Origin of the sequence: Pusillimonas sp. ANT_WB101 (assembly GCF_008369125.1) — a bacterium.
GTDB lineage: Bacteria > Pseudomonadota > Gammaproteobacteria > Burkholderiales > Burkholderiaceae_B > Allopusillimonas.
Map to the genome: position 1 here is coordinate 1,261,360 of NZ_VOAY01000001.1, position 13,315 is coordinate 1,274,674.

The following is a 13,315-nucleotide window of genomic DNA, read 5'->3' on the forward strand; positions in this document are numbered from 1 at the left end:
TAACGTCAGGTGCTAATGGCTGAACATAACAATAATATATACAAGCTGAACACTAAAAAGCCAATAACGCCCTCAATAAAATAATTTACGCGGCCTTTGGCTGGCTCCAAGTTTTGGCTACACCTAGTTGTAACACTGCAGCGTAGCATTCAAGTTGACTGATGATCTTTCTATGCAGAAAGAATAAAAGCAAAAAATCAGTCTATGGCAATTTCTACCCAGTACCAATAGGAGGGGCATTCATATCACATATCCACAGTTGGTCATCTCTCACCCATAAGATTTATAAATAAATCAGAGGTTAGCCATGTCAAGATATTCTCTTTTCGGAAAATTTCCGAAAAACATTAAGATCCGCCATCTAGCATCTTTATTTCTCATGGTATCGGCCTCGTCCGTCTGCTCCACTGTCTTGGCGGCGAAGTATACGATGAGCATCAACTACCTTTACCCATCTGACATTACATCAAACGAGCAAGCAGCGGCCTTAACACATTTTAAAATTCTTGTTGAGTCTGCCACGAATAAAGATATTGAAGTTAAGTTGTTTTCCAACCTTCAGCTTGGGTCAGAGGTAGAAACAACCAAACAGTTAAAAGACGGCGCGTTAGTTCAATCTACGCTTATATCGTCGGGTGCGATGTCGTCGTTTTACAAACCATATCAAATCACCTCTACGCCATTTCTGTTTACAGATTACGCAACAGCTTGGGATTTTTATGATTCAAAATGGTTTGCTGAGTTTATGCACCCTCTTATCAAAGAGCGTGGCATTCGTTACTTGGGCACGTTTGATGATGGCGGCGGTTTTGTAGCCTTTACCAACAACAAACATATCATCAAAACCCAGGCTGATTTTAAAGGCTTAAATATTAGGGTTGAGCAAAACCCTGCTGCGGTAGAGATTGTTAAGTCACTGGGCGCGAATGCTACGCCTCTTTCATGGGGTGAGGTGCAAACGTCTTTGGCAACTAATTTGGTCGATGGCCAATACAACGCGCCCGGTACCAATGCAGCATTCAAGCTATGGGACGTAACCAAATACACGACACTAGCGGGTTTGGTCTACAACACCACCACCTGGCTGGTAAGTGAAAAATGGTTTGCGTCACTACCCGAAAATTATCAGCGTATTGTTGTTCACGCTGCACGTGAGTCCGTCTTTTTGGGGCACGGCGTGGCTGCTCGGGTATCGCTTTCAGGCTGGCAAGAGTCCTGCAAGCACTTTACCGAGTGCTATATCCTTCCTGCCGAAGAGCGCGCCAAATGGAAAGCAATTGCACTGCCCGCCTACAAAGAGTGGATAGTGAAAAGTTTCGGGATCGCCGAGACCGAAGTGGATAGCTTCTGGGCTGCCGTTGCAAAAGCTTCCAAAGATGTAGATCAACGGGACAGCATATTTCTTCAATAGTCATGCCTGGCGGCCGCTTGCACCACCAAGGGTGAACGGCCGCCTCGTATTCGGTGTTGTTGGGTTGGTAAACCGGGCTTTTAGCGCCATTTTAAGATGCAAGACATGCTGCAATGCGGCGCTTCATCTATGCAAACGATGCAATTACCCTCTAAATAATTACTCTTCGCAGGGTGCTTTATGTTTACGCAATCGAAACTGACCAAGATTAGCGACATCGTAAATGTTGTGGTGATGGTATTTGCTTCTATTTTGCTATGCATTATTTTTACGATAACAATCATTGCTGCCACCTATAAATATACAACCAGCGCTTCATTGACGTGGGCTGTTGGTGTCAACCAGGCCCTACTGCCCTGGGTGGCAGCGTTAAGCACGACTGTAGCCTTAAAGTATGGTGAGCATATTGCCCTGTCGTTTTTGGCCAAGCATGTACCTGTTTATGTCAGCACAATTTTGCGAACCATAAATTTTGTTTTAATCGGCATTTTTGCGGTACTGCTGCTTTTTTACGGTTATGAGTTCATGAAATCATCTGATCAAATGATCATGATTTCAAGCATGCTCCAGATATCAGGCATGTGGCCTGCCGCTGCCATACCGGTAACGGGAGCCATATTTTGCATTCATTTATTGGCGGGGCCAGACCTGTTAATAACCAGGGATATTTTAGATGATCTTGGAGAGGATCTTCCAAAATGACCATAGTCTTATCCGTATTTGCTGCCTTACTGGTAATTGGTATGCCAATAGGCTTGGTCATGATCATCAGCGCCCTGGCGGGTGTTAGCGCGCTCGGTGGATATAGCCAGATTTCGATTCTTGCCTATCAGTTTTATGCGGGCATTTCAGACTACGTACTTGTTGCGATCCCATTCTTTATTCTGACAGCAGAACTCATGAACCGATCACGATTGACCGATCGGTTGGTTGCCTTTAGCACCAGCCTTTTCGGTAGCGTACCAGGTGCGTTGTCACACGTAAACATCATGGTCAGCATGTTGTTTGCGGGTATAACCGGCGCTGCGGTTACCGATGCAATTGCCATTGGCAAAACCTTGATCCCCTCGATGAAGCGCGAAGGGTATGGGGCAGCCTATTGCGCTGCTGTTACAGCAAGCGGTTCGATCATTGGCCCCATTATCCCGCCAAGCATCGTCATGATTGTGTACGCGACCTCTCTTCAAAACGTATCGGTAACGTCGCTATTTGCTGCAGGTGTCGTGCCAGGCCTTCTGATGGGCGTGTCGTTGTTAGTGGTAAGTAGCTGGATCTCAATTCGAAGAAAGTACCCACGTCATGAGCCGATCAAGGTTTCGCGTATATTTAAAACGGGGTTTCAAGCAGCACCCACACTGTTAATACCCATCATTATTCTTGGTGGAATTCTATCTGGCATTACCACGGTAACCGACGCAAGCGTTTTGGGTGCATTCATGGCGCTGATACTGGGTGTATTCGTCTACAAGACCTTAACCTGGCGCGATGTTTGGCAATCACTGATCGCCACCATTTCGTTCTCGGGCGTCGTCTTTCTGCTTCTGGGCGCTGCGGCGCTCTTGGGTTGGTTCATCACGCGCAGCGGCTTGGCCGCTGAGTCGGCAGAGTTTATATCTACGCTTAGCTCGCATAAGCTGATTCAAATGATTATTGTGGTGGTGTTTTTGATTATTTTAGGAATGTTTATCGATGTGATACCGGCTGTAGTGGTCGCTGGGCCTGTGTTGGTGCCCGCCTTAATCAGCATCGGGTTTGATCCGCTACATGTAGCGATGGTGGCAATTTTGGCGTTAAACGTGGGTAACTTAACACCGCCCGTGGGGATGTCGTTAATGACGACGGCGAAGATCAGCAATGTCAGCTATGAAAGTGCAATTCGGGAAGTTATCCCGTTTATTGTTAGCCAAATCGGCATCGTACTTTTAGTGTGCTGGTTGCCTGAAATCGTGCTTTGGCTGCCTCGTACGCTGGGGATGAATTGACTGTAGTAAAAATCTAGAGCAGACGGTACTTGGGCTTAAGTGAGAACTCGTTATCGATCGCCGCCAGTTGTCGGTCGAGTTAAAACTGCTACTTCAATAGCCGGCGATCAGCTTGGAACGTAAGCGGTTCGGCCGTTTGGATAAGCGCCTGAAAATCAGCATGGCTCGGGTTTATCAAATAATTTTCCTCGCGAGGTACGATTGCGCTGGGTACGGCAAGAGCCAGACTTGCATTGGCCTTCAGCCACTCGTCCCCGATGGCTGCCGTTTGAGATGGCGCGGGATCTTCCTGCCAGTTATCTGGAAGTTTTTCCACATTCAATTGTAGTATCGACTGAGTGGGGATGGCTAAACGATAAAGCATGTAATGCTGCAGCAAGCTGTTTTCTTCGAGGTGCACCATTACCTCCAAAATGGCCAGTGATTCGCTTGAGGCAAGATATACGCAAGCGTTTCCTTTGCTGTTGAATCGGCCACCAAACTGCTTGGCCCCTTCACCATCAAATGCATTGCTAGCCCATTTTTTCTTGACCAAGCGAAAAGCAAACACCATCTCAGGTTCGCTCATGAAAATACGCCATGCTCCAGTCGACCAATAAGATCAAATACCGCCTCGGATTGGGCATAAGTGCCAATCATGTCGACGGGGCGGGCACCACCAAGCCCTCGGATAGGTTTGCTTATCCATCGTTTGGCAGCATCCCGGTCTCCTTCAAATAATTCGATCGCGCTGTCGAGCAGGTGTGCAAGGCGGTAGATCCTGTCGCTTTCATCCTTGCTGAAACGTCCGGCTTTATTGCGTCGCTGTAAAGTGGCTGAGGCAATGGCGACGATTTCAGAGAGATCCTGCTGGTTGATGCCCGTCATCGTAGACAGGGTTTTAAACGTTTTGAAGGGCAAGCCCTTTTCTATCTGCGCATATAGCCGCGGCCCCCGAGACGCCACACCAATCTCTTGCCAGAATGGACTGTCCGATTTTGCAACAGGATCAAAGACTGCGGTGGACATGAATGATCTCTCAATTGATATATTTAAATAATATCATATGATCTTTCTGTTGTGACAATCTACTGTTCACGTGCATCCGCGTAAAGTGCCAAGTTTCCTTCGAACTGTGGATGGATAGAAAGATAGCCTCACCGCAGGATCTGAGCTGGCTCATAAAAGAAGTAGCCTATGCTGCGTAACGTATTAACTGGCAGTGATTGGCCGCAAGCCTCGTTGACTTTGCGACGTAAACGCAGCATTTGGGTATCTAAACGACGTTGGTCATAATCCAGAAAATCTTTCCCCAGGGCTTCAATAATGGTTTTTCGCGTAACGCATTCGCCGCCGCTCATTAGTGTCAGCAAAACAGTGTGATCCTGCTGAGAAAGGGGAACAATTATGCCAATGGGCGAGATCAAGCGGCGTGGCGATGCAGATAGCTGCCAGTACGATGAGTCTTTGGAAAGAAGTTCTCGTGCAGCCAGCTCACCCTTGTCGAATTTGAGTTCAGTGATGTCTCGGGCCACACCGATTCTTAGTTGATGGTGCTCGGACCACGTCGCAGACCAACTGATATAGACAACTTGCCCGTCTTTGCGTATGTAGCGATTTTCAAAATGGCGTTGAAGGTAACCGTCCATTACTCTGTTAATCGATTGCTCCGTACGCTGCTGGTCTTCAGGATGCACGAACTCCAGCATTCTTCTGCCGATCATCTCTTCTGGTTTATAGCCAAAGATACGTTCGCACGCCCCACTTGCAGATATGCACCTGGCCTGGGCGTCAACGGCAAAAATCGCATCTTCTAACGACATCTTCGGCACAAACCACACGAATAAAACGGCGATGAAGAAGCCTCTTCATCGCCGTACCGATTGCGCCGCCTGCTTAAAACGTTTACTTAGTGTTTAGCTATCTTGGGCAGCAAGCATAGCTTGCGCCTGATCTGTTGCCGTGGCTATGCTCGGCAAGCCGAGCGTAGCGCCGCGAGATACGGCGGCATACACCGCAGCATTACGGCTGTGTACCTTAAGTCGTTGGTATAGCGCTTCAGAATGCGCTTTTGCAGTGGCAAGCGAAATGTTCAAGCTGCGGCTTACCAGTTTCATGGGGTATCCGCGCGCCAACGCAACCAGCACTTCATACTGCCTCGGTGTCAAACCTAGCATTTTGCACTCAGGTTGTGTCTTGCTTTTGGTCACTGCATTATGGTTCTTCGTCAGCTGGATATCAGCTCGCATCCTTGTGGACGAAAGTGGGGCTCGCGTGGCAGCCTGGCCTGGTCGGGTTGGCTCTCGCACTCTTGTCGCCTGGCTGGGGAAGCAAGTGCCCCCGGCAAGTATCAGCTTGACGGATGCCTTCAGCACTTCTGGAGGAACATGTTTGGTGACATGGCCTGCTACCAGCGGGTAAGGGCTGCTATTTATGCTGGACAACTCTTCAGCATGTTCTGAGAGCAGCAAAATGGCCTTGGGTGAGTACTGCTGTGTCACGAGAGCGATCAGCCCCGATAAGTCGTCGTGGGTCGAAATAGATAATAGGGCGAGATCGTACTCGCGTGGAGCAGACGAACTCTGCCTAGGGAGAGGATGTTCCACGCCGTCTACATTTGGCTGCGCAGATAATTCTGACATTAAGCGCAGAATTCCCAGGCGCAGCAATGGGTGCGGTTCAATAACTATGATTGCCGACATATTGCTAGTTCCCAGTGGTCGTTCGTCGAAAGACATCCCGTAAGCCGGGCACTTTTGCTTGGGGTCCAGGCCAGGCGAGGGGTAGAATTCAAACGAACACAGTCGTATAACGTATGATTTATCTTGATATACAAATCGCTTTTTTGTTTTATATAGCAAGCATTAGTGTCTGATTATAAGAAACATATTGGATTCGAAACTGAGCAAGTCTGAGCAAGAATCGGCAGAATCTGCTTCGCCCGGTGGTAGGAGACGTCACGTCTACCATGGCCTGTGCTATCACTGCACAGAAGCCGCAGATACCGGTAGCACATGTGCAGGCAGGCATCCGCCCGAACTGCTCCCGCCAAGCTCAAGCCGGCGCTTGACTGCTTGTTTTCAGTTGACATCCTCTCCTCCCTTAGGTGAGGGGATTCCTACCGTGTTCAGTCCGCAGGGACTGACTCACCTCGGCGGGTTCCTGCTGCTGGCGACCTTACTGCATCGCTCACTTCACAGGCGAACCGGGCGTGTCCCGCCCTTAAAATATTGATCGCGCCGACCAGATCAGCATTTTCCTCGAAACCGCATTCCACACACGCGAACTGCGCTTGTGTTTGCCGGTTATCCTTGGACACATGCCCACAAGCCGGACAGGTGCGGCTGGTGTTCTGTGGCGGTACGGCAATGAGATAACCGCCGTTCCATGCCAGCTTGTAGTCCAGTTGGCGGCGAAACTCAAACCAGCCCTGATCCAGAATGGCCTTGTTCAGGCCGGATTTGGCCCGCACGTTTGTTCCCGGCTTTTCGGTACTGCCTGCCCCCGACTTGGACATGTTCCGTACCTGCAAGTGCTCGATACACACCATCGCGTGGTTTTGGCTGATCGTGCTCGTGGCTTTATGCAGGTAGTCGCGGCGGGTGTTGCCGATGCGGGAATGGATGCGCTGGACGCGGGCTTTAGCCTTCTTCCAGTTGTTGCTGAACGTGGTCTTGCGGCTCATGGCCTGCTGCGCTTTACGCAGCGCCGTTTCGTGTCGCTTGAAACTGTTCAGGGGTTCGAGATGGGAGCCATCCGAGAGCGTGGCGAAGCGGGCAATGCCCATGTCGATACCCACTGCCGTGGTGGACTGCGGCAAAGGCTGCTCAACCTCACGCTCAGTCTGGATCGACACGAACCACTTGCCGCCCGACAAGCTGACTGTGACATTTTTCACCGTACCAAGCACTTCCCGGCTGTTGCGGTAACGCAGCCAGCCCAACTTGGGCAGGAAGATTCGGGCATTGCCCTGATCGAGCTTGATCTGCTTGGGGTCGGGGTAGCGCAAGCTGTCGGACTGGCCTTTTTTCTTGAAGCGCGGGAAGTCTGCTCGCTTGGCGAAGAAGTTGGCATAGGCGCGCTCAAGGTCTTTGAGCGTCTGCTGTAGCGGATGCACTGGCGCATCCTTGAGCCACGGCGTTTCAGACCCATTGCGCCACGCAGTGAGTTCCTTGCACAACCCGGCATAGCCCAACTTCTTCTCGCCCTGCTCGTAACGCGCCCTTTGCAACGCCAGCGCCTTGTTGAATACGAACCGGCAGGAGCCAGCGAAGCGGCGCATCTGGCGCTGCTGCTGGCCGTCGGGCCGAAGTTCGTATTTAAAGGCTTGGAGGCGTTGCATGGCTGGAACTATATTCTTGGCCTATGAGTAACGAAAATGATATTCGACACGGTAGACACTGTGTATTTATGATCCACGTCCACTTGGTCTTTTTGACCAAGGGTGTGTCCAGCCGGATGATTCGTAAGAAGAGCTACCCGAGCATCCGCAAGAAACTGTGGGGGGGTGCCCTGTGGTCACCGTCCTACTTTGCGGGTAGCTGTGGTGGTGCCCCCATCGATACCATCCGCCAGTACATCGAACAGCAGCAGACGCCACACTGACCGCCCAAAGGACGTCTGCGGCGTCCGCGCTATCCTTCCCCGGCCTAAAGGCCGAGGCTTGCCGCGCACCGGGTCAAATCTAGGCGAAAGGACCGGAAGGCAGCGGCGACTTCGTGCTGATGTTTGAGGCATAACCCGCCAAGAAAGGCATCTGGTTCTTGCAGAACGATTCCTAGTTTGGCCAGTACAGTCTTCTTGAAATCCTTGATATTGCGGGACACCAGTGCGACTGCTGATGCCTCAGGATAAGCCTTGGCGGCGATCAAATAGTGCGCGCAAGCCGCAACGTGCGTGTCTTTCACTGATCGAACCGCAGGCGCCACAGCCTCGAACTGCGCATGTACGTCTTTCACTGACACCAGTGCATTTGGTAAAGCATCGCACATGCGCGACTCGTGCGCCTTAGCATCTTTCAGAGTTTTTTTTCGCCCTGTGCCCACCAACGCTCGGGTGACCTCATCCAGAATCAACGGCGACCAATGGAGCTTAATCAGCCCGTGCTAGTCGAGGTAGATCAGAAGTCCTCGTGTTATGGCCGGAAACAAAGTATCGGCATCAGCAACGACAGGGATGTTCACAACGAGAATATTTCCTTGTCCAGATCCTCGGACAGACGCTTAAGAGAATGAGCCTGCCGATCCCGTTCGGTTACTTGCCAGCGGGTTACGGCGCTGCTAAGCACTCGCCGCTGATTGCCGACCTTCTGGTGCAGTTCTATCTCGCCGGAATCGATCAGTTTGGCAATAAAGGGCCGACTCACCCCTACCATCCGCGCGGCTTCTTCAGTGGTAAGGACGGGATCGGCTTCCGACACTGGAGCAAGCCGCTGGCCTGCCGCATCGTCCGCAGCAGTCATCAATTGCACGTCAGCGTGGCCCAGCACCTCAGCCAGATCGTGGGTGATGGCCTCGCGAGCTTTCTTGCTAAGTTTGACGTGACGCTGGATGATGGACACGAACGGCTCCACATCGAACGACAGCTTGACCGCCAGCGTGCTACGCACAAACGCATCCCGCACACTTAATGCCCGACCGTGGGCCGGGGTAGCTTGCTTTTTACGAGACGAAGAGGAAATCGGTTTGGAAGTCATGCTTACAATGATAGCACCAACTCGAAACGAACGAAACACTCGAAACAGACTCGAAACACGTTCAAAGGCCAGACCACACTGACAGTATGCCGCTGACGTTCACCCCAACCCCAACCACCCCAACGCCTGCTGATGATCCAGCATCAAAAGCCCGCTATTCTCATTCCGCAGGTAAGCGCCCCTGTCCACGTATAGATGCGACGCGTGCAGCGTCATCTGCGGCAACGGAGTATGCCCCACATAGGTCAGTGAAAGCCCCGGGTTATAGGCGTTTTGACTGATCAGCAGCGGGCCTTGCGGTGTTTCTATGGTTTTTGATGTGGCGGTATCCACTTCTTTGATCAGGCGGCGGCCCCACATAATGGGCTCCGTCATGGTGGCCAGTAGGGTGTCATCCAGCATATTGTCGGTGGCGACACGCCGCACTTCTTGCCTGTTGTTGCCTGACCCCGTAAGGCGCTGCCAGAAGCTGGGCTTTTCTTCTTTAGGCCCGGTGGTTAATAGCTCTGCATGGGCAATGTGAAACTGCTGGCCGCCCTCGCCTACGGTAATTACGTACGGCAAGGCGGCGACCTTGGGCAGGATCACGTCTTTCATCTCGACCAGTTCGTCGCGGCTGAGTGCATCAACCCATTGCCCGCCATTACGCATAAGCAAGGCTCCGGCTCCGGGGCTAGGCTTGATGGGCGAGCCGGGCGCTGGCAGGTAGCCCAGCAGCATGTCTTCGTGGTTGCCGCGTACGGCATGAAACCATGGTTGATTCAGCAGTCGCAAACAGGCCACAGAGCTTGGCCCTCTGTCAGCCAGGTCGCCCACGGACAGCATGCGGTCGACACTGGGGTCAAACTGCTGGCGGGCCATTTCTGCTTCGAGCAGGTCCAGGCAACCGTGCAGGTCGCCAATAATAAAATCTCGTCCCCGCGTATTGGCGGGGATTTTTTTGTGTAGCGTGCTCATTGCGACTCTTGGGTACTCGTCCAGTGTTCAGCGGTAGATTTACTTGCTTATCGTGTGGCGAACCCATGATAACGCACGGGCGGTTTGCGGCGCAGGATGTGTGTGGTCGGACGCGCGGGTTATTGCGCTGAGTGGGTGTGGCTGGGTTTTGGCGGGCTGCGTAAACTCAGGCTGCTCGGAAAGTGTGTGGGCGGTGTACACCGGGGCTATCGCAGGTATATTGCGGCCACGTTGAGGCTGGGTTGGCCGCGAACAGTTCAGTGCATGTAACGATTCAACGCGTTCGAACGGCCAGGCCCGCTGGCCTTGCGCGCCAATACTGGTTAGCAACCGCGTACTCGCTCAAATCAAACCTAAATCTTTGGGCTTGGCCCCTGCAAATATTTTCTGCAGCTGCTTGTCATCAAGGCCATACAGGCGTTTGAACAGCCCACCGAATACATCGCGGTAGTTGTTCAGCACCGGGTAATCGCGGTCTTGGTTAAGCGTAGTAGGCGTCAGCTTGATCTGCTCGCCGGCGATTCTGCCGCCATTGACGGCACCGCCCATTACCCAATAGGTGGTGCCATGGCCGTGATCGGTGCCTTTGTTGCCGTTTTCTCTAAACGTACGGCCAAATTCGCTAATGACCACCACCACGGTGTTCTTCCAGGCAGAGCCCATGCCTTCTGAGAAGCTAACCAGGCCTTTGGCCAGCACATCAAGCCGTCTGGCCAATGTGCCCTTGGCACCGCCCTGGCCCACGTGCGTGTCCCACCCGCCTACGTCAACAAACCCGATGTTGTATTGCTCGCGCATCAGCGTGGCAATACGGCGCGCCTCGCCCTGAAAGCCTGACACCGACAAGGCGTCGCCCCCGGCTTGGTCCATCTCGTTTTTAATGGCTTCGGCGGACGCGTTGCGGGCGGTAAAGCCTTCACTGACCAGGCGGTTCATGTCAGAGCTCTGATACAGTTGCTGGATCAGAGCCTGCTGGCGAGCATTGATGGGTGACTTTAGTGTTCTACCGACTAGTGCGATGTTTGGCACATCGAAACCGCCGGTAAGCAGTATGGGCAGCTCACGCGTAAACGAGGCCGGGTGCGCCTTGTTGGCCGTTAGCACCTGGGCTAACCTGTTCAAAAACCCCGATCGCAAATCGCGGTCGCCTTTCAGAGCCTGGCCCAGTTCTATGGTGTTTTGTGTTTCAAAATGGCTGCGGCTTAGGTCTGCCGTGCCAGCAAAGTTTACAAAGGCCAGCTGTTTCTTTTTATACATGGGCAGCAAACTGTCTTGCATGAGCGGGTGCAAGCCCCAGTCTGCGTTAAGCGGCAATGCCGAGCCCTCGCCCTGCCCCGGGCGGGCAATGGCGATGGTGGGCCGAGACTCATAATAAAAATCACTGCTTGTCGGCACCAGTAGGTTGGCACAGTCATAGGCACCACGCATAAACACCACAAAAAGACGGGTGTCGGTTTGCGGGGCGGCATACAGTTGGCCACTGGTCATGGCCAGCAGGCCCCCTGCGCTACCCAGGCCCAGTCGCAGCAAAGGGGCGCTACCCAACAGTTTCAATACGTCGCGTCGTTTCATGATTTAACTCGTGTACTTAATGGTTCATGAAATCAGGTGAAGACAGCAGCAAGGTATTCCATTCTTGCGTTGTTTTCGCCTGCTCCAGCGTTTTGCGGGTTTCTGCAGAGATGCCATTGTGCAAAATACCGTCATAGGCTTTACGAGCAGCTTCAGGCACGGCGCGCTTGGGCGGCTTTTCGCCTTTGACGTAAGGCACATAAAGCTGAGGGGCTGGCCCGCCGATGAAACGGGCAAATTCAAACCGGGTCAGCATCTGCCCTGAGTTTTGCCATGCATCACGCTCTATGGCGAACCCGTCAGGTGTAAGGCGGCCGTATAGCGGCTCGCCCATGCGCGACAGCCAGCTTTGCAACAGGCGCACATCAACAATCTTGTCTGCACCGCTGTGCATCAGGCGCGTTGAGGCCAGCACATACTCCATAGGGTCTTTAAAGCTGTTTTTTGAAAGCGAAGCGCGAAATTCCTGGCTTTGAAACATCACGTTCAAGGTTTTAGCGATGTCGCCATCACTTTTTAAAAACGTTTTGCTCATATCAGACACCAGGGCGTCGGAGGGGTTATCGCTGACAAAATACACGGCCAGTTCACGACTAATGTGTTTGGCGGTAGAGGGATGGCTGGCCAGCAGCTCGACGACCTCGTCTATTTCAGCCAGCCCGCGGCCCTGTATTACATGACCCAGAATACGCTTATCTTTGTAATCATGCCGTGCAGGGTTAAATTCAAAAATACCGTTACGCACGTAGTCGTTGCTGTAGCGTTTGGACGGTTTGGGCATTTTTCCGGTCAGGTTAATACCCAGCCCGGTTAACGCACGGCTAAGTTCGGTCACATCTTTTTGCGTATAGCCGCCCCCTACTCCCAGGGTGTGCAGCTCAAGCAGCTCTCTGCCGTAGTTTTCGTTGATTTTGCCGGCCCGGTTCTGGTTGTTGTCCAGGTAGATAAGCATGGCGGGGTGATGCATGGTGGCGGAAAGCAGGTCTTTGAATTTGCCAAGTGCGTAGGGGCGGATGGCGCGTTCTTCGAAGTCGGCCAATAACGGGCGTAAATACGGGCTTTTATTCAGGTAAATATTGAAGTGGTTCATCCAGAACCACGTCATTTTCTCTTGCAATTGGTCGGGTGAATATAAAGCGCGCAATAAATACCGCTGTTGGGTTTCTCTGCCCAGGGTGTTTTGTCGCTGCTGCAGAGCTTTGCGGGCGTCTTCACGGGCAGGGTCATCCGCCGACAAGCTTTTCAGCGTCTTACGTAGTTGGTATAGCTCCATGGTCAGCGCCGTCGTATCACCCGATATAGCCATATCGTCAATAACGGCTTGCACGGGTTTGGGTAGCGGTTTGCCTTGCGGGGCTAGCTGTCGCTGGATGAAGGCCTTTTCGTCTTGTTTGGAATAGCTGACAGCGAGTGCGGGCGTTATGCCCCACGACAGGCGGTTGATCAGGGCTATTTGGTCTAGCGCCAGTTGCTGTGTGTTGGGCTTGTCAGCCTGGGCATCGTTGGGTTTGACCTGAGTATGATTGGGCTGATGGCTAGTACTCGTTTGCTGTGCTAACGCTTGCGGGCTAGCACTGGCCCAAACCACACAACCACACACCGCCGCCACCAGAATTCGCAACATGTTCGTTTCCACTCAGTTTCTGTCACGACGCTAGTAAATCACAAGGCGACAGTGCGTGCATGGCAAAACGTTACGAAAGAAACGACTAGCGTTGT

General features: G+C 52.4%; 15 protein-coding genes. 5 read left to right on the forward strand and 10 right to left on the reverse strand.

What is annotated here, in order from left to right; all coding sequences use genetic code 11:
* The first annotated feature begins 430 nt into the window (after positions 1–430).
* From dctP to FQ179_RS05800, 3 genes are all read left to right on the forward strand, one after another.
* Complete coding sequence (gene dctP / locus FQ179_RS05790) at positions 431–1,411, forward strand: TRAP transporter substrate-binding protein DctP (protein ID WP_188074510.1); 981 nt, start codon at positions 431–433, stop codon at positions 1,409–1,411.
* A 180-nt stretch (positions 1,412–1,591) separates the two neighbouring features.
* Positions 1,592–2,113 carry a TRAP transporter small permease gene (locus tag FQ179_RS05795; protein ID WP_149396285.1) on the forward strand — a complete coding sequence of 174 codons (522 nt, stop codon included), beginning with the start codon at positions 1,592–1,594 and terminating at the stop codon, positions 2,111–2,113.
* The gene (locus FQ179_RS05800; RefSeq protein WP_149396286.1) at positions 2,110–3,393 is read left to right on the forward strand and encodes a TRAP transporter large permease; all 1,284 of its coding nucleotides are present in this window, start codon (positions 2,110–2,112) and stop codon (positions 3,391–3,393) included. The genes FQ179_RS05795 and FQ179_RS05800 overlap by 4 nt, the downstream gene beginning before the upstream one ends.
* Positions 3,394–3,481: 88 nt before the next feature.
* Here FQ179_RS05800 and FQ179_RS05805 read toward each other — a convergent pair whose 3' ends face one another.
* The 4 genes from FQ179_RS05805 to FQ179_RS05820 all read right to left on the reverse strand — a co-directional run bounded on the left by FQ179_RS05805 (position 3,482) and on the right by FQ179_RS05820 (position 6,074).
* Positions 3,482–3,961, reverse strand: a complete 480-nt coding sequence (locus FQ179_RS05805; protein ID WP_223146195.1) for an RES family NAD+ phosphorylase — start codon at positions 3,959–3,961, stop codon at positions 3,482–3,484.
* Positions 3,958–4,401, reverse strand: coding sequence for an antitoxin Xre-like helix-turn-helix domain-containing protein (locus tag FQ179_RS05810; protein WP_149396287.1), 444 nt, complete (start codon positions 4,399–4,401; stop codon positions 3,958–3,960). The genes FQ179_RS05805 and FQ179_RS05810 overlap by 4 nt, the downstream gene beginning before the upstream one ends.
* A 128-nt stretch (positions 4,402–4,529) precedes the next feature.
* Positions 4,530–5,195 carry a PAS domain S-box protein gene (locus FQ179_RS05815; RefSeq protein ID WP_149396288.1) on the reverse strand — a complete coding sequence of 222 codons (666 nt, stop codon included), beginning with the start codon at positions 5,193–5,195 and terminating at the stop codon, positions 4,530–4,532.
* Between the two features lie 93 nt (positions 5,196–5,288).
* Positions 5,289–6,074, reverse strand: coding sequence for a LuxR C-terminal-related transcriptional regulator (locus FQ179_RS05820; protein WP_255474844.1), 786 nt, complete (start codon positions 6,072–6,074; stop codon positions 5,289–5,291).
* Positions 6,075–6,316: 242 nt separating this feature from the next.
* Here FQ179_RS05820 and FQ179_RS22425 point away from each other — a divergent pair, with 242 nt between their 5' ends.
* The gene (locus FQ179_RS22425) at positions 6,317–6,442 is read left to right on the forward strand and encodes a UDP-N-acetylglucosamine 2-epimerase (protein ID WP_255474845.1); all 126 of its coding nucleotides are present in this window, start codon (positions 6,317–6,319) and stop codon (positions 6,440–6,442) included.
* Positions 6,443–6,499: 57 nt separating this feature from the next.
* Here the strand turns inward: FQ179_RS22425 and FQ179_RS05830 are convergent, their stop codons facing one another.
* Positions 6,500–7,714: an RNA-guided endonuclease TnpB family protein gene (locus tag FQ179_RS05830; RefSeq protein WP_149396289.1), complete on the reverse strand. Its 1,215-nt coding sequence runs from the start codon at positions 7,712–7,714 to the stop codon at positions 6,500–6,502.
* A gap of 23 nt (positions 7,715–7,737) precedes the next feature.
* On the opposite strand from FQ179_RS05830, the gene FQ179_RS05835 reads away from it, so the two are divergent.
* Positions 7,738–7,977 carry a transposase gene (locus FQ179_RS05835; RefSeq protein WP_149396290.1) on the forward strand — a complete coding sequence of 80 codons (240 nt, stop codon included), beginning with the start codon at positions 7,738–7,740 and terminating at the stop codon, positions 7,975–7,977.
* 44 nt (positions 7,978–8,021) lie between these two features.
* On the opposite strand, the gene FQ179_RS05840 is transcribed toward FQ179_RS05835, so the two are convergent.
* The 5 genes from FQ179_RS05840 to FQ179_RS05860 form a co-directional block, all read right to left on the reverse strand.
* Positions 8,022–8,363: a hypothetical protein gene (locus tag FQ179_RS05840; RefSeq protein WP_370459839.1), complete on the reverse strand. Its 342-nt coding sequence runs from the start codon at positions 8,361–8,363 to the stop codon at positions 8,022–8,024.
* Between the two features lie 188 nt (positions 8,364–8,551).
* Positions 8,552–9,067 carry a helix-turn-helix domain-containing protein gene (locus tag FQ179_RS05845; RefSeq protein WP_149396291.1) on the reverse strand — a complete coding sequence of 172 codons (516 nt, stop codon included), beginning with the start codon at positions 9,065–9,067 and terminating at the stop codon, positions 8,552–8,554.
* A gap of 99 nt (positions 9,068–9,166) precedes the next feature.
* A complete protein-coding gene (locus tag FQ179_RS05850) occupies positions 9,167–10,024 on the reverse strand; it encodes a metallophosphoesterase (protein ID WP_149396292.1) in 858 nt (285 codons plus the stop codon).
* 342 nt (positions 10,025–10,366) lie between these two features.
* Positions 10,367–11,596 (reverse strand): DUF1501 domain-containing protein, encoded by a 1,230-nt coding sequence (locus FQ179_RS05855; protein WP_149396293.1) that lies wholly within the window; start codon positions 11,594–11,596, stop codon positions 10,367–10,369.
* Between the two features lie 16 nt (positions 11,597–11,612).
* Entirely contained in the window at positions 11,613–13,220 is a 1,608-nt protein-coding gene (locus FQ179_RS05860; RefSeq protein WP_149396294.1) for a DUF1800 domain-containing protein, read from the reverse strand.
* Positions 13,221–13,315 lie beyond the last annotated feature (95 nt).